The organism is Bradyrhizobium symbiodeficiens (assembly GCF_002266465.3).
GTDB classification, from domain to species: Bacteria; Pseudomonadota; Alphaproteobacteria; order Rhizobiales; family Xanthobacteraceae; genus Bradyrhizobium; species Bradyrhizobium symbiodeficiens.
Window position 1 is genome coordinate 5,393,603 of the sequence record NZ_CP029427.2, and the last position, 17,971, is coordinate 5,411,573.

The 17,971-nt window shown below is 65.5% G+C and carries 13 protein-coding genes; 6 read left to right on the top strand and 7 right to left on the bottom strand.

Translation table 11 applies throughout. The features are described from left to right. Positions 1–24 precede the first annotated feature (24 nt). The 3 genes from CIT39_RS25405 to CIT39_RS25415 form a co-directional block, all read right to left on the bottom strand. The gene (locus CIT39_RS25405) at positions 25–1,338 is read right to left on the bottom strand and encodes an epoxide hydrolase family protein (protein WP_094974148.1); all 1,314 of its coding nucleotides are present in this window, start codon (positions 1,336–1,338) and stop codon (positions 25–27) included. Between the two features lie 240 nt (positions 1,339–1,578). Next, complete coding sequence (locus CIT39_RS25410; RefSeq protein ID WP_094974147.1) at positions 1,579–2,268, bottom strand: VOC family protein; 690 nt, start codon at positions 2,266–2,268, stop codon at positions 1,579–1,581. Between the two features lie 148 nt (positions 2,269–2,416). Further along, the gene (locus tag CIT39_RS25415) at positions 2,417–3,088 is read right to left on the bottom strand and encodes a sensor histidine kinase (RefSeq protein WP_094974166.1); all 672 of its coding nucleotides are present in this window, start codon (positions 3,086–3,088) and stop codon (positions 2,417–2,419) included. Positions 3,089–3,407: 319 nt separating this feature from the next. Here CIT39_RS25415 and CIT39_RS25420 point away from each other — a divergent pair, with 319 nt between their 5' ends. The 4 genes from CIT39_RS25420 (at position 3,408) to CIT39_RS25435 (ending at position 9,347) form a co-directional block, all read left to right on the top strand. Further along, positions 3,408–6,266 (top strand): ATP-binding protein, encoded by a 2,859-nt coding sequence (locus tag CIT39_RS25420; RefSeq protein ID WP_094974146.1) that lies wholly within the window; start codon positions 3,408–3,410, stop codon positions 6,264–6,266. Between the two features lie 117 nt (positions 6,267–6,383). Further along, positions 6,384–7,091: a hypothetical protein gene (locus CIT39_RS25425; RefSeq protein WP_094974145.1), complete on the top strand. Its 708-nt coding sequence runs from the start codon at positions 6,384–6,386 to the stop codon at positions 7,089–7,091. A 192-nt stretch (positions 7,092–7,283) separates the two neighbouring features. Beyond that, positions 7,284–8,240, top strand: a complete 957-nt coding sequence (locus CIT39_RS25430) for an alpha/beta fold hydrolase (protein WP_094974165.1) — start codon at positions 7,284–7,286, stop codon at positions 8,238–8,240. A 60-nt stretch (positions 8,241–8,300) separates the two neighbouring features. Then, positions 8,301–9,347, top strand: coding sequence for an alpha/beta fold hydrolase (locus tag CIT39_RS25435; protein WP_094974144.1), 1,047 nt, complete (start codon positions 8,301–8,303; stop codon positions 9,345–9,347). 157 nt (positions 9,348–9,504) lie between these two features. Here the strand turns inward: CIT39_RS25435 and CIT39_RS25440 are convergent, their stop codons facing one another. Further along, positions 9,505–12,384, bottom strand: coding sequence for an ATP-binding protein (locus tag CIT39_RS25440; protein WP_094974143.1), 2,880 nt, complete (start codon positions 12,382–12,384; stop codon positions 9,505–9,507). Positions 12,385–12,737: 353 nt separating this feature from the next. On the opposite strand from CIT39_RS25440, the gene CIT39_RS25445 reads away from it, so the two are divergent. Then, the gene (locus CIT39_RS25445) at positions 12,738–13,727 is read left to right on the top strand and encodes a helix-turn-helix transcriptional regulator (RefSeq protein WP_094974142.1); all 990 of its coding nucleotides are present in this window, start codon (positions 12,738–12,740) and stop codon (positions 13,725–13,727) included. A gap of 24 nt (positions 13,728–13,751) precedes the next feature. On the opposite strand, the gene CIT39_RS25450 is transcribed toward CIT39_RS25445, so the two are convergent. The 3 genes from CIT39_RS25450 to CIT39_RS25460 all read right to left on the bottom strand — a co-directional run bounded on the left by CIT39_RS25450 (position 13,752) and on the right by CIT39_RS25460 (position 16,911). Then, the gene (locus tag CIT39_RS25450) at positions 13,752–16,073 is read right to left on the bottom strand and encodes a molybdopterin guanine dinucleotide-containing S/N-oxide reductase (protein ID WP_094974164.1); all 2,322 of its coding nucleotides are present in this window, start codon (positions 16,071–16,073) and stop codon (positions 13,752–13,754) included. 335 nt (positions 16,074–16,408) lie between these two features. Further along, positions 16,409–16,675, bottom strand: coding sequence for a hypothetical protein (locus tag CIT39_RS25455; protein WP_140480723.1), 267 nt, complete (start codon positions 16,673–16,675; stop codon positions 16,409–16,411). A gap of 41 nt (positions 16,676–16,716) precedes the next feature. After that, the gene (locus CIT39_RS25460; RefSeq protein WP_094974141.1) at positions 16,717–16,911 is read right to left on the bottom strand and encodes a hypothetical protein; all 195 of its coding nucleotides are present in this window, start codon (positions 16,909–16,911) and stop codon (positions 16,717–16,719) included. An 85-nt stretch (positions 16,912–16,996) separates the two neighbouring features. On the opposite strand from CIT39_RS25460, the gene CIT39_RS25465 reads away from it, so the two are divergent. Further along, positions 16,997–17,512, top strand: a complete 516-nt coding sequence (locus CIT39_RS25465) for a YciE/YciF ferroxidase family protein (protein ID WP_094891190.1) — start codon at positions 16,997–16,999, stop codon at positions 17,510–17,512. The last annotated feature ends 459 nt before the right edge of the window (positions 17,513–17,971 follow it).

A 17,971-nucleotide genomic window follows, 5' to 3' on the forward strand; every position in this document is an offset into this window, starting at 1 on the left:
ACTCCTGATGTATGGGTTCGCATCTCAGATCGATTGCCGCAGCGGACGGAACGCCGTCCGCACCTCCGCGGAGAACAGCGCCGGCTGCTCCCAGGCCGCGAAGTGTCCGCCCTTGTCGAGACGGTTGTAGTGGATCAGTTTGGGATAGGCCTTCTCGGTCCAGCTCCGCGGCGCGGCATAGATCTCGTCGGGAAAGACGCTGACGGCGACCGGGATATTGACGTGCTTGGGCGCGAAGAACACCAGCTTGTTCTCCCAGTACAGCCGCGCTGACGACACCGCGGTGTTGGTGAGCCAGTAGAGCGTGATGTTGTCGACGACATCGTCGCGCGACAGCCCTTCCGTCCCGCCGTCGAACACGCGTGCGATCATCGCGGCGCTGCGCGCATCGTGATCGAGCATCCACGACGCGAGGCCCGCGGGCGAATCCACGAGACCGTTGAGCGTTTGCGGCCGGTTCGACATCTCGATCGCGTAGCCGAGGCCGTGCTTGTAGAAATCGTCGAGCTGGTCGTAGGCAAGGCGCTCCTCGGCCGAGAGGTTCGCCGGGCGCGTTCCGCCGGGTTGCAGCGCCCTGGCGATGTCGTCGGGGACGGTCGCGGGCATGTTGGTGTGGATGCCGAGCAATTCCGGCGGCGCGATCAGCGCCATCTGCTCGGTGACCGCGTTCCCCCAATCGCCACCTTGCGCGACATAGCGGTTGTAGCCGAGCCGCTTCATCAGCACGATCCAGGCGCGCGCGATGCGCTGGGGATCCCAGCCGAGCACCGTCGGCTTGCCCGAGAAGCCGTGGCCAGGGAGCGAGGGGATCACGAGGTCGAACGCGTCCGCGGCCTTGGCGCCATGCGCAGTCGGATCGGTCAGCGGACCGACGATCTTCATCTGCTCGATGATCGAGCCGGGCCAGCCATGCGTGACGATCATCGGCAGTGCATTCTCGTGCCGCGAGCGGACGTGAACGAAGTGGATGTCGACGCCGTCGATTTCGGTGACGAATTGCGGCAGGGCGTTCAACCGCGTTTCCAGCTTGCGCCAGTCGTAGTCGCTCTGCCAGTAGCGCACGAGCTGTTGCACCGTCGTCAGCTGCACGCCCTGCGACTGATCGGTGACGATCTCGCGATCCGGCCAGCGCGTGGCAGCCAGGCGCCGGCGCAGGTCGAGCAGATCCTGCTCGGGCACGCTGATCTGGAAGGGGCGGATGGCGCCGCCTGCGGCAGCCTTGGCCGGATGCAGCGGCAACAGGCTCGACACGCTGGCGGCGACCGCGGTCATCGCGGCCTGGCTCAGCAATTGTCGGCGGTCGGGATTGAGGCTCTCGGATCGTTCTTGCGCGGTCATGTTGGATCTCCCTTGCTTTGGTCGGAGACGCTGACCGAATTCGAGATCAGCGCGTCCGTTGGTGTGCAGAGAGATTGACTGAGGCCCCGGCAATTTACGCGTTATGGATTGTTAGCCTGCGTTAGCCGTTGCGAGTCCGCGCACGGCAAGAGGGCGACGACATAGGCGCAATGCGACACGGCGCGCGATGATTATCGCGCGCCGTGTCGGGCAGGATCGGGAGATATCTTACGCTGCAGCTCAAGTCGGCAGCGGCTGGCCGGCTTGCTCGCGGACGATGTAGTCGGCGTACCAATCCGCCCAGTTCTCGTCGTGTCCGCCGCTCCGCGTCTCATGCTCGCCATGCGCCAGCGCCGCGCGACGCAGCGCTGCGGCCAGATCGGTCGTTGAGGCAAATGTCGTGCTGTCGGGCGCGATGCGTCCCGGCAATCGTGTGGTAATTTCCTGGAACAGCCAGCCATTGCCGTCGGGGTCGCTGAACGCGGCGAATGAAGCATAGCTGCCGCGCTTCGGGTCAGCACCGCCGACTCGAACGCTGCCGAACAGATATGGCTCGTCAGGCCCGGCGTGAACGTCGCCGGCACCGTGGAATGGCGCGCTGATCTCGACGCCGCGGTCGAGCAGATCCTGTCGTGCCGCTTCGAGATCGGAGACGACCAGATACAGGCCTCGCGCCGAGCCGGGCACTGCGGCCGTGACGTTCTTGCCGAAGATCACCGAACAGGCCGAGCCCGGCGGCGTGAACTGGATCACGCGCCAGTCGTCGCCTGAGGCGAAGTCGGCGTCCAGCCGCCAGCCGAGTCGCGCATAGAACGCCTTGGCGCGGTCGACGTCGGCCACCGGGATCACGAGGACCTCGAGCTTTGAATCAACTCCGCGAGATTTCGAGGGCCTTGTTTCAGCTTCGCGATTGATCTCGATCACAGCCATGTCGAACTCCTTGTTTCAAGCCGCGGGTTCTCGGGATCGACACCCGCTCCGGACGTCAAGACTGTCGCGCAAAGGAGAGACCTTTGCCCGTCATGCAGTGTTGGGCTCCGCCAGCCGTTGTGAGGGAAGGGCAAAACTTCTCCAGCCGTCACGCCGCAGCGATCGGCAGCACGATGGTGACCCGCGTGCCGCCCTCCCCCGCCTCGCCCTGCAACCGAGCGTGGATGCTGCGAGCGAGCCCTTCGAGAATCCGGCTGCCGGTGCCCTGAAGCGGACCGGTGGCACCGATGCCGTTGTCGGCCACCGTGCAGAGCCAGGTGCCGTCGCGCCTGGCCAGGCCGATGCGGATCAACGCACCATTCTTGTTCGGGAAAGCATGCTTTGCCGCATTCGTCACCAGCTCCGTCAGCATCAGCGCGAGCCGATGACACTGCGCAGAAGGCAACAAGCCGCTTTCGATCGCAACCTCGCAGCGGATGCCCGCCGGCTCCAGCACGGCCTCGGAGATCGCTTTGCACAGGCCTTCGAAGAAGGCCGCTGCGGAGACCACCGGCAGATCGCCATGATCGGACAAGAGTTGATAGAGCCTGCCGAAGGCGACGATGCGCCGCTCGAGCCGGTCCACCGCCAGCGACACATCGCCCCTGCCCGCACGCGTGAAATCGCGACGGACCGACGCCCCCAGCAGCGTCAGCGTGTTCTTCATGCGATGGTGGGATTCCCGCAGCACGAGTTCCCAATCACGCGACTGCTCATCGAGACTGGCGACGAGTTGAGATCGAACGACATGGTCGTTCGGCCGAGCGTCGATAATGGACATCATGGCTTCCCCGTTGATAGGATCTAACTCGAGGGCCATACTGGATGCATCGCGCGTGTTTAGCCCGTTAGACGTTGCAAGATTCTGTTATGAAGGGCGGTGCACGCACCCGGTCAGCGCCCGGTCGATCGCTGCCAATGGGACTGCTCAGCTGGCCCGGCCGTGCCCAAAATTGCTGCTTTTGGGTGAGATTGCCGGGATCGCTTCCATGCAATCGGCCGACGGTCACGCGATTTCGCCACTTTCGGCCGGTTTACTGGACAGCGCGTTCTGGTAGTTCAAATTGCGAACATCAGCCCTTTCACCGGATTACTCGCCCGTGCCAGACACCAACGAGCAGGATTCGGCCATTGCCTTCGGGCCCTTCCGCTTGTTCGCGAAATCGCGATTGCTTGAAAAGGACGGCGCACCGCATCATCTCGGCGGCCGCGCGCTCGATATCCTGATCTGTCTCGCTGAACGTGCCGGTGAGGTCGTGGACAAGCGAGAGTTGATCAAGCGTGTCTGGGCCGACGTCAACGTCGACGAGGGAAGCCTGCGCTTCCACATCACGACGCTTCGCAAGGCTTTGGACGACAAGGCCTTGGGCACTGCCGGCGAAGGTTCCCGCTATGTGATCAACGTCCCCGGCCGCGGCTATTGCTTCGCAGCCCCGCTGCTCCGGGCTGCGCCTTCGGAGAGCCGGGCCGGCCTGCCGGCCGCTTCGCCCCGCTCGCTGCCCACACCGCTTGCCAAGATGATCGGGCGGGACGATGCGGTCGAGAAAATCTCCGCCGAGCTTGCCCAGCATCGCTTCGTCACAATCGTCGGCCCGGGCGGAATCGGCAAGACGTCGGTCGCGCTTGCCGTCGCGCATCGCGAGCTCGCGGCCTTCGATGACCAGGTGTGTTTCGTCGATTTCGGCGCACTGACGGATGTCCGGCTGGTTCCCGGCACGATTGCTTCCGCACTGGGCCTGACCGTCAATGCCGACGATCCCGTGCCGAGCCTGCTGACAGTCCTGCGCAGCCGGCGCATGCTGCTGATGTTCGACAGCTGCGAGCATATCCTCGACGAGCTCGCCCCTCTGGCCGAGCGCATGGTCCGCGAGGCGCCGCAGCTGCATATTCTGGCCACCAGCCGCGAATCCCTTCGGACCGAAGGTGAGCGCGTCCACCGGCTGTTTCCCCTGGATTGCCCGCCGCAGCGTGAAGGCCTCGGCATCGCCGACATCCTTGCCTATCCCGCAAGCCAGCTCTTCGTGGAACGCATTGCCGAGAGCCTGAGCGAATTCGAGCTCACCGAGGAGGATGCGCCGCTCGTTGCCGAAATCTGCCGGCGCCTGGACGGCATTGCACTGGCAATCGAGCTCGCCGCCGGACGCGTCAACGCCTATGGCATTGCCGGGACCGCATCACTGCTGGACAGCCGCTTCTCGCTGCTGTGGCGGGGACGGCGCACGGCGATTCCGCGGCACCAGACCCTGAGCGCCGCGGTCGCCTGGAGCTACGATCTGCTGCCGCCGACCGAGAGCGCGACCCTGCGCGGCTTGTCGGTGTTCGTCGGGCCGTTCACGCTGGAAGCCGCGCTTGCGGTCGCATCCTGCCAGGGTGTCGACGAGCCCGAAGGCGTGGAAGCCATTTCGAACCTACTCTCCAAATCCCTGATCGCGACCTCGCCGGCGGAGCGGCGGCTGCGCTATCGCCTGCTCGACACCACCCGCGCCTTCATGGCGGACAAGCTCGTCGAGAAGGGGGAAGCGGACCGCGTCGCGCGTGCCCACGCCGAATATTTCCGCGACGTCCTGCACGACATTGCCCTCAAATCCACGGGCATGCAGAGCGCGGGCGGCTTCCTTCCCTATGCCGACCATTTGCCCAACGTCAGGGCCGCGCTGACGTTCAGCTTTTCGGACCGCGGCGACCGGACGATCGGCGTGGATCTGGCGGCCTCGGCGGCCCAGTTCTTCCTCGAACTGACATTGCTGACGGAATGCTACCGATGGACCCAGCAGGCGCTGGCGTCCCTCGACACGCGCGCCGTCGACAGCCGCCAGGAGATGACCCTGCAGGCCGCGCTCGGCGTCTCCGTGATGTTCACGCAGGGCAATACGGAAGCGGTCCGGTCGGCCTTCACGCGCAGTCTCGAACTCGCCCGGCAGCTCGATGACCTGCACTGGCAGCTCTGGCTGCTGCGCGGATTGCACATCTACCTGACCAGGGTCGGAGATTTTCACGGCGCGCTCGACACCGGCGAACAGGGCGAGGGCGTTGCGCGCAAGCTGAATGATTCCGCGGCCGCGCTGAACGTGGATTGGATGCTCGGCGTCGCGCATCATCTGATCGGCAACCAGGACAAGGCGATTCGGTTCTGCGAAAGCGCGATGGTGCACAATCCAGGCTCGCAACGGCTCAACATCGGCCATCTCGGTTATGACGACCGCATCGTCGCACTGGTTGCGCTGGCGCGCGGGCTCTGGCTCACGGGCCGGCCCGAGCGAGCGGTCGAGGTGGCCAGATACACCGTTCGCGAGGCCGAGTTGCTCGAGCAGCCTCTCACCCTCGGCATCTCCCTGATCTGGACGATCTACGTGTTCCTCTGGGTCGGCGACTGGGCCGATGCCGAAATCCTGATCGATCGGCTGATCGATCATTCCGCACGGCACTTCCTCGGCCCCTATCACGCGGTCGGCATCGGCCAGAAGGGCGAGCTGCTGCTGCGCCGCGGCGACGCCGCGGCGGGCATCGAGCACCTTCGCCGCAGCCAGGCCACGTTGTACGCGACACGGCACCGCATCATGACGACGGTGTTTGCGACGGCGCTCGCGGAGGGTCTCGCCGCCCAGAACCAGCCGGACGAGGCCTTGCAGACGATCAACGAAGCGATCGCCCAGATTCCCGATCATGGCGAATCCTTCGACATGCCGGAGATGCTCAGGATCAAGGGTGACATCCTCGCCGGATCGGGCCACGCTGCAGAGGCGGAGAGGATCTTGCGCAAATCGCTCGATCTGTCCCGGCGTCAATCCGCGGTCGGCTGGGAGCTTCGCGGGGCGATCAGCCTTGGCCGCATCTGGGAGCGGGCCGGCCAGCCAGCTGACGTCCGCGCTTTGCTCACCCCCCTCGTTGCGCGCTACCAGGAGGGCTTGCAGACCCGCGATCTGATCGCTGCCAGGGAGCTGCTGAGCACCCTGAATTGAGAGTATCTTCAACGAGATACCGCCATGATGCCCGCTCGCAACTCCTAACAACTTCTAACACGCCAAGCCGCATGGGCCCCGCCATGGTGGAAACACTCACGGTGGATATGGCGGGACATGGCGCTTCTTGACGATGTAATCGATGCCAGCGGCGGAATGGCCCGCTGGAACAGCTTGAACCGGTTCACGCTCCACCTTTCCGTTGGCGGAACGCTGTTCTCCAGTGCCGGCCATGCCCTGGAATTCAAGGACGTGACCGCGGAAGGCTCGACCCGGACGCAATCGGTGCGCTTCACCGGCATCACCGGGGGTGAATACTCCGGCTCCTTTCAACCGGATGCGATCACGATCGAGAGCCTGGATGGTGACGTGTTGCGGTCCTGGCCTAACCCCAGCCTTGCATTTCCCGAGGTCGATCCGTCAGCGCTCGCTGATGAGCTGCACCTGATCTTCTTCTGCGGCGTCGCGATCTGGAGCTATCTGACGATTCCATTCCTGCTTGCCCATCCTGATGTTGTGATCGAGGAGCTGTCGCCCTGGCAGGAGAATGCCGAAACCTGGCGACGGCTGCGGGCACAATTCCCGGCTCACCTGATGACGCTCGCGCCCGAGCAGGTCTTCTATTTCGACGAGAGCGCCCTGCAGCGGCGGACAGATCACGACCTCTTCGGGATGAAGGTCGCGCACTCCTCCTGGGCCCATGACAGCTTCGGCGGCATCGTGGTGCCGACACTTCGGCGCGCGCAGACAGTGCGGCCCGATGGAACCGTGATTGCCAAGCCGGTGCTGATGGACGTCGAGATCTTCGACGCCGTCTTCGAATAGCGGCGACACGCCTGATACGGCCGCTCTCAACGCCTAACAATACATAACGAGCCAACGGTCCACTTTGAGCGCAGATTGGGTTTGCGAGCAACGAACGACGTGCTCGAACGAAACCCGGCCGACGCAGCCACGCGCGTGGAATGCGCCGCAGCACTTTCCGCAAACCCTCACGCTATGCACAAGAGCAACGACATGAGCATTCCAGCCGCCCTCGCCCTCTCCGCCGCAATGGCCTGCGCCGTCGTACCGGCCTCGGCGCAGGAATTGCGATCGAGCCGGCGCTCGATCAGCTATCACACCGTCGATATCGGCGGTCTCAAGACCTTCTATCGCGAGGCCGGATCGCCCGACGCCCCGGCCGTGCTGCTGCTGCACGGCTTCCCGTCCTCGTCGCGGATGTGGGAGCCCTTGCTGCCGCTGCTGGCCGACAAATATCACGTGATCGCACCTGACTATCCCGGCTTCGGCAACAGCAGCGCGCCGCCGCCGTCCGATTTCGCCTATACGTTCGACAACATCGCCGGCGTGATGAACGAGTTGACGGCCAAGCTCGGTCTCGGCAATTACGTCCTGTTCATGCAGGACTATGGCGGCCCCGTCGGCTTCCGCATGGCGCTGGCGCATCCCGAACGTGTGCGCGGGATCATCATCCAGAACGCCGTGTCGCACGAGCAGGGCTTGAGCCCGCTCTGGGACGCGCGTCGCAGATATTGGGCCGATCCGGCACATGAGCTCGAGGCGCTCAAGGCCAATTTCACCTCCCTGGCGGCGACGCGCCAACGGCATCTCGGCTCCAGCCCGCACCCCGAACGTTACGACCCCGATACCTGGAGCGACGAATACGCGTTCCTGACGCGTCCGGGGCAGGCCGAAATCCAGACCACGCTGTTCCTGGATTACCGGACCAACGTCGCCTCCTATCCGAAATGGCAGGAGTGGTTGCGCAAGACCCGGCCGCCGACGCTGGTGGTCTGGGGCAAATACGATCCGTCCTTCGCGATTGCCGGCGCTTCGGCCTATCGCGACGACGTTCCGGATGCGGAGGTTCACCTCCTGGACGCGGGCCATTTCGCGCTGGATGAAGCCACCGACGAAATCGCTGCGCTCGTTCGCGACTTCCTTGCGCGACTGGACGGACACAAGGGCTGAACAGCAGCCGCGTGGCGGATCGCCACGCTTCACACCACGCAACGATGACAGGAGCAACACGTGTCCGACAACATCAACCGCCGCCGCTTTTTCGGAAGTGCCGCCATGTCGCTCGCGGCCGCCCAGCTTTCGCTCGGCGCGACCGCCTCGGCTGAGACGGCCAAGCCGGCGAAGTCCGCCGTCACCATCAAGCCGGGAGCCAACACGGCGTTCGCGTCCCTGAAGCAGATCGACGCCGGCCTCCTCAACGTCGGCTATGCCGAAGCGGGTCCCGCGGATGGTCCGCCCGTGATCCTGCTGCACGGCTGGCCCTATGACATCTACAGCTTCGTCGACGTCGCACCGCTGCTCGCGGCGGCCGGCCATCGCGTGATCATCCCCTATCTGCGCGGCTACGGCAGCACGCGCCTGCGCTCCGACGCAACGATGCGGAACGGTCAGCCGGCGGCGATCGCAACCGACGTCATCGCGCTGATGGACGCGCTCAAGATCGAGAAGGCCACGCTCGCCGGCTTCGACTGGGGCGCGCGCACCGCCAACATCGTCGCCGCCCTCTGGCCGGAGCGCGTCAAGGCGATGGTCTCGGTGAGCGGCTATCTGATCGGCAGCCAGCAGGCCGGCAAGATGCCGCTGCCGCCGAAGGCGGAGCTGCAATGGTGGTACCAGTTCTATTTCGCGACCGAACGCGGCCGCGAAGGGTACGACAAGTACCGTCGGGATTTTTCACGGCTGATCTGGCAGCTCGCCTCGCCGCAATGGCATTTCGACGATGCCACCTTCGAGCGAAGCGCGGCGGCCTTCGACAATCCGGACCACGTCGCGATCGTGATCCACAATTACCGCTGGCGCCTCGGCCTCGCCGAGGGCGAAGCGAAATACGATGCCTACGAGGCGCGGTTGGCGCAGGCCCCCGTGATCACCGTGCCCACCATTACCATGGAGGGCGACGCCAACGGGGCGCCGCATCCGGAGCCGTCCGCCTACGCCGCAAAATTCTCCGGGCGCTATTCGCACCGGACCATCAAGGGCGGCATCGGGCACAATCTGCCGCAGGAGGCGCCAAAGGCCTTCGCCGACGCGATCCTGGACGTGGCAACCGCGAGCTAGCATCACAATGGCGAAACCCGCACCAAGGGAGCGACCGGGGATGCGCCGGTTGTTTGCGACCCTCGCCTTGCTCGTCGTCGTCCTGCTCATGCTGATCCAGTTCGGTCCGGCATGGCTGCCCGGATAAACCCTCCGGCTTGATCAGGCGGTGGCTTGATCAGGCGGTGGGCGGGTTCAGCATGAGCCGTGCGGCTTTGAGATCGGCGGTCTCGAACCCCTCGGTGAACTGTGCATAGGTCCTGGCGAGCTGTTCGCGCGGATTTCCGACACTTTGCCGCTCGCGCAGCCGCGCGCGTGACATTTCGGTGCGCAGCCGCCAGGACAGCGCCCCCTGTCGCTCGGCGAGCTCCGCCGACGCGACGAGGCTTGCCTCGGCCGCGTCGAGGTTCCCACCCTGCGCCTCGAGCTCTCCGCGCAGACGGAGCAGTTCCGGCATGTCGAAGGCGCCGCCTTCCTGCTCGACGCGGTCGATGGTTTCGTGCAGGACCTGCGCGCCTTCCGCTAATCGCCCCGAAAACACCAGCCCCCGAGCCAGATCCGCGGCGAATGCCGACATATAGAGCTCGTAGCGATCCGCGTGCAGGCGCGGGAGCGCGCTCCGCAACAGGTCGATGCCGCCGGTTACCTCGCCATGGGCGATCAAGGTCTGCGCCCGAAACCCGGTCGCAACGGCTTCGTAGGGGACGAGCCCGTGCATGTTCGCATGCGTCGCCAGGCGAGCGCTCATGGTCTCGACGGCGGACCAGTCGCCAACCCAGCCGAACACCGAGGCGGACCAGCACAGCGCGATACAATGCATGACCACGTCGCGCGGCGCTGACGCGCCGACGAGCGGAAGGACGCATTCGAGCGCGCGATCGGGATAGCCGCGCAGCCACAACACGCGCGCGAGCGGAATCTGCGGCGTACGCGAATAGGCGAAATGTCCGGGTTGCGTGCCCCGCAGCGCGGCGTCGTCGCGCATGCCCTCGTCGAGATGAGCTTGCGCCTCGGCCTGGTCGCCGGCGAGGTGATAGGACACGCCGAGAAGCGCTTTGCTGCCGGCAATGCCCGCGGTATCGCCGATCAGGCGCGCAATCCGCTCGGCGTGACGCGCTGTCGGCACCAGATGCCGGTAGCCGCCGGTCCGGCGGTAGTACATGTTCAGCCGCGACAGCAGCCTGAACGTATTGGCGTGGTCGCCGAGCGCTTGCGCGATCTCCAGCCCGCGCCTGAGTGCCGCTTCCGCCTGCTCGCTGTTGCGCTCGGTGAACATGAAGGCGTGGCCGAGCGTCGACTGAAGCTCGAGCTCCCATCGGCCGCCACGATCGGCGTCGTCGAGCATTGCGAGTGCGCGATCGGACCAGATGCGCGCCTCGTTCAGCAGATTGAGCTCGACGAACAGACCCATGCAACTGCCGGCAAGCGGCACGCGCAAATCCGCGCCGTCATCATTGGCGTAGCTCCATGCCAGCGCCGCGCGGGCATCGGCGAGCAGACCCGCCCGCTGATGCGGGCGTGACAGCTGGCCGCCGCCGCCCTGCACCGCCAGGCCGGCTTCGAGCGTGCGTTGGACATGACAGGCGTGACGGCGCGCGATGACGTTGGCCTCACCGACCTCCACCAGCTTCTGCATGGCATAGGCACGCGTCGCGTCCAGCAGTCGATAACGCCGCGATGCGCCGTCCGGCTGCGAGGACACCAGCGACTTGGCCACGAGTTGCTCCAGCGCGTCGACGACGCGATCCTCCGGCGTCTCCTCCTCGGCCGCCACCGCTATTGCGCCCTTCAGGGTGAAGTGACCCGCGAAGACAGCGAGCCGCTGGAACACGACCCGCTCGTTCTCGCCGATCAGGCTGAAACTCCAGTCGAGCGTGGCGCCGAGCGTCTGCTGCCGCGGCGGCGCCGTTCGCCGTCCGCGCCATTCGAGCTGCAGGCGGCTGTCGAGCAGCGCCGCCATCTCGCGCAGCCCGTAGAGACCGACGCGGGCGGCGGCGAGTTCGATCGCGAGCGCGATGCCATCGAGCTTGCCGCAGATCTGCACCAGGACTTCCGCATCCTCGTCGGTGAGGTCGTCGCGATGCCCCGCCGCATTGGCGCGATCGACGAACAGACGCGCGGCCGGATAGCCAAGCACCTCGCCGGCGCTGAGGCGCGCGCCCTGCGGCGGGCCCGGCAGCGGAACGAGCTCGAAGATCTGCTCGCCGGCCACCAGCAGCGACTCGCGACTGGTGGCGAGGATGGCGACGCCGGGCGCCTCACGATAGATGTCCTCTGCGAGACGCGCGACAGCGTCGATGACGTGCTCACAGCTGTCGAGAACGAGAAGCAGCCGCCGCACGCGCAGGAAATTGACGATGCTGCCGCCCGGATCGTTGTGATGCACGACGAGGCCCAGCGCGGCGGCGACCGTGCTCGCCACCAGCGCGGCGTCCTTGAGCGGACCGAATTCGAGGAAATGGACGTTGCCCTCGAAGCTATCGCACAGCTCATGCGCGAGCGCGACCGCGATGGTGGTCTTGCCGATGCCGCCTGGCCCGCGCAGCGTGACGAAACGATCGCGGAGCAAACGCGGCGCCAGCTCGGCCACGATTTCGTCCCGCCCGATCATCCGGTCCAGACGATGCGGCAGAGACGGTGGCGCCGCCACTTTATCGGGCGGCAGCGACGCTGGTGCGGGCGGCTCTGCGCGTGTGCCACGCTGCACCGGCGCAACGAAGCAATAACCCCGGCTCGGGACGTTGGTGATGTAGCGGACACCGTCCTTGCCGTCGCCGAGCGCCTTGCGCAGCTCAGCGACATGAACCCGCAGGCTGATCTCCTCGACGGAGAGTCCGGACCACGCGTAGCTGATAATCTCGTTCTTGGGCACCACCTCGCCGGCACGGCTGACGAGCAGGCGCAGAATATCCATCGCGCGGCTGCCGAGCTTGACCGGCTCGCCGTCCTTCTGCAGCAGCCGCGACCGCAACGAAAACGGCCCGAACGAGACGGCATCGAGATCAGGGATCGTTCCGGCGCCGCCGCCGGGGTCATGTCCTGCCGAGAGGTCGGTCACATCTTTCTCATCTTGACGACGGCTTCCTCGAAACGCGCAGGGACTATACCCGGCCCCAATGCGAGGTCCAGCGAAGGCCCTTCGCGGGTCACACACCGGCACGTCGATCCCCACGCGATGCGCCATGAGGGCCCCTCAAACAGGGCAGCCGCGCGAATATTCGACAAATTGGACCTAATCAAACGTCTGCGGCGGGCTGTCGCACCTGCGCACACGCACAAAATCTAACAACTCCTCATCACCACTAACGGGCGTCCTGGCCAGCTCCCGCCTATCCTCCGAGCATGGAAAGCATCGGGCTTGCGCGTTTGCCGGTCGTCGCAAGCAGCCACAGGACCAGGAGAGGACGAGCGATGTCGAACAATTTGCAAGCGGCAGATGCCTGGATCGATCTTCCCGCCGGCGCGCGGGATCGCGAGGTTCTTCGCCCGACGCAGGTGATCGCCCGGGAGAGCCGATGGCGTCAGATCGATCGCGCACCGGATGGCGCGACCGAGGACGTCACCATCTCGCGATGGGAGGACTCGCGGAGCAGCTCGTCGCACGAAACGACGACGCCGGACGATCGCTATTTCATCGGCATCGCCCTGAAGACCGCGCGCGCGAAGCTGACACGGGACCGCCAGATCATTTTCGACGGCACGATGCCTGCGGGGACGCTCTATGTCACCGCTCCGTCGAAGTCCCTCGGCGTGCAATTCCAGTCGCCATGCGCCTTCCTGCACGTCCACATCTCCGCGGATCGTCTTCCGGCACATGTCGTTGCGACTGACGGGCTCAATGACCTCGTGCTGTTGCGCGATCCACTCGCCGCCGAGCTTGCCAAGGCGTTGATCGAGCAGAGCGATGCCGCTGACCGACGTTTTACGCAGTGCATCGGCCAGACCCTGGCGATGCATCTCACCCGGATGGAGTTGCCGCGCGTCCGGGTCAATGCCTTGCCGAAATGGCGACTGCGGCGTGTCGAGCAATATGTCGCAGATCATTTCCACCGCTGCATCAGCCTGTCCGAACTCGCCAATGTCGCCGGCCTGTCCCGGATGCACTTTGCGGCGCAATTCCGCATCGCGACCGGTTACCGTCCCCGCGAATATCTGCTCAATTACCGGACCGAGCAGGCCAAGATGCTGCTTGCAACCACCGAGCGGCCATTGGCAGAGATCGCGCTTGCCGTGGGCTTCAGCACGCAGGCGCATTTCTCGACCGTGTTCAAGCGCATCAGCGGTGAATCGCCGGCACGCTGGCGCCTCGCCAGCAGGGATGAACGGCTCGAGGTCGAAGCGCCGCCGCGGCGGCGGCGTCCTTCCCCGGAGGTCGGTTGGATCGCCAGCGCCGCGGCGTAGTGCCGCCTCAGGGGCACGAGAGGGCTACACCGGATCGAACGCGCGGATCGGCGGCAGATTGCCGGTGAACTTCTCCACCTCGACCACCGTCAGCTGCCCCGTGCAGCCTTGCGCGAACGACGAAGTCCCGACGTCGCGGGTGAGCACGTTCGGATTGCCGTGAACGCACAGCGGCGCCTCCTCTTCGGGGTCCATCGGATCGTACCAGGCGCCGGTAGGAAGCTGGACCACGCCGGGCGCGATGCCATCGGTGACGCGGACTGCGGCAAGGCACGCCCCGCGATCGTTGAACAGGCGGATGATGTCGCCGTCCCCGATGCCGCGCGCGTTCGCATCCACCGGATTCATCCGCGCGACCTCGCGGCCGCGATGTTTCGCGCCAAGCGAATGGCCGCCGAAATCGAGCTGGCTGTGCAGGCGCGTCGCCGGCTGGTTGGCGACGAGGAAGCACGGCGCCCCCGGCCTGGGCATGTCGGTCTTGTCGAGCCAGACCGGATGTCCCGGACAATCCGCATCGTTATGCCCCGCGATCTTGGCCGAAAATATCTCGATGCGCCCGCTCGGCGTCGGCAGCGCGTGAGCGACGGCATCCTCACGGAAGCGGCGCAACCGGCCGCCATCATCGGGCTGCTGCGGCACGACCAGGCTGCCGCGCGCCCAGAACTCGTCGAAGCTTGGCGCTTCCAGTCCGCGCCTGGCGAGCGAGGCGCGTGTCGGCTCGTAGAGATGCTCCAACCACTGCCGCGACGTGCGGCCCTCGGTGAAGGGTTCGCGGGCGCCGAGACGCTCGGCGAGATCAGCGAAAATATCGTAGTCGTCGCGAGCAAGCCCGAACGGCTCGGCGACCTGATGCATGGCGACCATGAGAGGGTCGTTGCTGGAATAGCCGATGTCCTCGCGCTCGAGCGTCATCGTCGCGGGCAGCACGATGTCGGCGTGCCGGGCGGTGGCGGTCCAGGCGAGCTCGTGCACGACGAACGTATCGAGTTGAGCGAAGGCCTTGCGCAGGCGGTTGATGTCCTGATGATGATGGAAGGGATTGCCGCCGGCCCAGTAGACCATGCGGATGTCCGGATAGGTTCGCGTCTCGCCGTTGTAGCGATAGGTGCTGCCCGGCTTGAGCAGCATGTCGGCGATGCGCGCCACCGGAATGAAATCGGCGACGGCATTGCGGCCCTGTCCCAGCGTCGGCCCCGGCACGTCGTTGACGCGGCGGCCGTAGTAGGCGATCGCCCCGAGCGAATAGGCATAGCCGCCGCCGGGAAGGCCGATCTGGCCGAGCGCTGCCGCCAGCACCATGCCCATCCAAACCGGCTGCTCGCCATGCTCGGCCCGCTGCAGCGAATGAGAGACGGTGATCAGTGCGCGCTTTCCGGCGAGCCGGCGCGCGAGCGTGCGGATCGTCTCGGCATCGACGCCCGAGATCGCGGCGGCCCATTCGGCATGCTTTGCCTGCCCGTCGCTCTCGCCGGTGAGGTAGCGCAGGAAGACGGACCACCCTTCCGTGTAGCGATCGAGGAAGGCCTGATCCTGCAGGCCTTCGCTGACAAGCGTGTGGACGAGGCCGAGCATCAAGGCGGTATCGGTGCTCGGCACGCAGGTCATCCACTCCGCACCGGCCTCGACGGGCAGGTCTTCGCGAAGCGGGCTGACCAGGATGAACTCGCAGCCGCGCTTGCGGGCCGCTGCCATGGCGCCGCGCTCGACATGCTTGCTGATGGAGCCGCCGGCCACCATGGAGTTCTTCAGCGCCATGCCGCCGAACGCCAGCACGATGTCGGTGTGATCGGCGATCTGCTCCCAGGTGACGTTGCGCTTGGTGATGTCTTCATAGCCCGCGAGGATTTGCGGCAGCAGCACCGACGACGCGCCCGAGGAATAGGAATTGACCGAGCGCACATAGCCGCCCATCGCGATGTTGAGGAAGCGATGCACCTGGCTCTGGGCGTGATGAAAGCGGCCGGCGCTCGACCAGCCATAGGAGCCGCCGAATACGGCGCCCGGCCCGCGCGTGTCGCGGATGCGGCCGAGTTCGTCGCCGAGGAGGTCAAGGGCCTTCTCCCAGCTCACGGAGACGAATTCGTCGCGGCCACGGCGATCGTCGGGACCCGGCCCGCGCTCGAGCCAGCCGCGGCGGATCGCCGGCTGGGCAATGCGCGCCTGGTGGCGGAGCGCGCCGGGGAAATTATCGATGATGCCGTTCGGATCGGGATCGCCCGCATAGGCCCTGACCTCCAGCCCAGCCGCGCTCTGACGCGCGGAAAACACGCCCCAATGCGAGGTGTGCGGCTTGAAGCCATCCGAGAGGTCGAGACCGGGATCGGGGAAGCCAATCGTATCGTCCATCATCTGATCCTTGTTCCGGCATCGGCCTGCAATCAGGGTGGTAATATACCGATCCGATCCGGAATTCGTCGAGATCAGCGTTGACGGAAACGCTGGGCTGCCCCGCGCGAGGCCGGAAGCCGCTGCAGGGGCGTTCGCCCAAGCCGAATGGGACGCGACTGCGCGGCGAGGAACGAAGGCCTCGGCCGTTTCATTGATGCCGCAGGAGCAGCATGGGCAAGCTATTAATCAGCGTCGACGTGAGCCTGGCGATCGTCATCGCCTTCGCGGTCTACGTGATCACGTTATGACGATGCGTGCCGGGCGGGCCGCATAGGCCCTACTGCGGCTCGGCCTCACTCACCTGCGCAGCAATCCACCAACAGTTGCCAGATCCGCCGCGCCTCGCCTTCCGCGTGATCCTCCGGCACCTTCTCGGCACTGGGCCGGCCATATCCGGCGATCGCGCGCGCTTCACGCGGCACGATCCACCGCTCTGAGATCGGGTCGTACCATTTTCCGATGTTCATCCCAGTCACGGCGATCGACTCACAGATTTTCCGACGGTCCAGCGTTGCGCCTCCCGCGGCCCGATGCGAACCATTCGGCGGCGCGTCGCTCAATTTACCAATCGGCGCAGCATACGATCGTTCCATCCACGGCATCAGCCCGGCCGGGCCGGATGAAGCGTGCGCGGGTGCCGCTCGTGCAGCAGCCGCGCGAGCTCCTCGCGCTCGGTAGCGCGGCCCTTCATGGCGGTCTCGAACAGCGCTTCCTGGATATCGCGGGGCATATCGCCCCACACGTCCATCGCCGCGCGTCCGAGCAGGCCCGCAAGATGATCAATTCCGTCGCTCATTCGGCTCTCCTGGTGTCACCACGGAATGGAACAGCTGTCGCCGTGGAGCGTTCCACTGTCATCATTGTCAAAGGAGTGGTCATTTATGGGTTTCTTCACCAAGGACATCAAAACGATGGAAGACCTGCTGCTGCACGGGCTGCAGGACATCTACTACGCGGAGCAGCAGATCCTGAAGGCGCTGCCGAAGATGATCGACAAGGCGACCAACAGGGATCTCGTCACCGGGCTGAAAGCCCATCTGGACGAGACCAACAAGCAGGTCGAGCGGCTCGGCAAGGTGTTCGCGAAGCTCGGCAAGGAGCCCAGCGGCACGCAATGTCCTGCGATCGACGGCATCATCAAGGAGGCCGACGAGACCGCCGGAGAGATCGAGGACAAGGCCGTGCTCGACGCCGCGATCGTCGCCAACGCGCAGGCGGTGGAGCACTACGAGATGTGCCGCTACGGCACGCTGATCGCCTGGGCGGAAGAGCTGGGCCACGACGACATCGTGCGCTTCCTCACCACCAATTTGAACGAAGAGAAGGCCGCCAACACCAAGCTGAACACGGTGGCTCTTCGCAAGGGCGTCAACGCCAAGGCGTCCAACGCCGCCTGACGAGATGTGCGGGAGGCAATCCGGAGTCTTTCCGCGGAGACATTCTGGATTGCTTCGTCGCCCGCGCATTGCCGTAGGGTGGGCAAAGGCGCACGGCGCCGTGCCCACGATCTCCCTCTTTGAGCAACAAGGCGTGGGCACGCTTCCGCTTTGCCCACCCTACGAGATCCGGCTTGTGACAAGCAGCTCGCTTGCAGACATGCCTTCTCGTCCTCGCCGCGGATTTCGCCCGAGCTTTGCCTGGTCTCGCTACCCTCTGAATCCAAGAGGGCACAGGGAAGGCCGGGTGCCGGCTGGCACCCGCGGTCCGCTGCGCGAATAATGCGCAAGATAGACCGCACAGCAGCATACAGGTGTCGCCGATCACTCGGCCTTCCCTGCGCAGTGGCTGGACGGCTTATGCCGTGATCTCCCGGGAGCCGACCATTCCTTTTGGCCTCCCTCGCCGTTCAAATTGAC

Coding starts and splice junctions, on each gene's coding strand:
- CIT39_RS25405 (WP_094974148.1), bottom strand. CDS start 1,338: ATGACCGCGCAAGAACGATCCGAGAGCCTCAATCCCGACCGCCGACAA.
- CIT39_RS25410 (WP_094974147.1), bottom strand. CDS start 2,268: ATGGCTGTGATCGAGATCAATCGCGAAGCTGAAACAAGGCCCTCGAAA.
- CIT39_RS25415 (WP_094974166.1), bottom strand. CDS start 3,088: ATGTCCATTATCGACGCTCGGCCGAACGACCATGTCGTTCGATCTCAA.
- CIT39_RS25425 (WP_094974145.1), top strand. CDS start 6,384: ATGGCGCTTCTTGACGATGTAATCGATGCCAGCGGCGGAATGGCCCGC.
- CIT39_RS25430 (WP_094974165.1), top strand. CDS start 7,284: ATGAGCATTCCAGCCGCCCTCGCCCTCTCCGCCGCAATGGCCTGCGCC.
- CIT39_RS25445 (WP_094974142.1), top strand. CDS start 12,738: ATGTCGAACAATTTGCAAGCGGCAGATGCCTGGATCGATCTTCCCGCC.
- CIT39_RS25450 (WP_094974164.1), bottom strand. CDS start 16,073: ATGGACGATACGATTGGCTTCCCCGATCCCGGTCTCGACCTCTCGGAT.
- CIT39_RS25460 (WP_094974141.1), bottom strand. CDS start 16,911: ATGAGCGACGGAATTGATCATCTTGCGGGCCTGCTCGGACGCGCGGCG.
- CIT39_RS25465 (WP_094891190.1), top strand. CDS start 16,997: ATGGGTTTCTTCACCAAGGACATCAAAACGATGGAAGACCTGCTGCTG.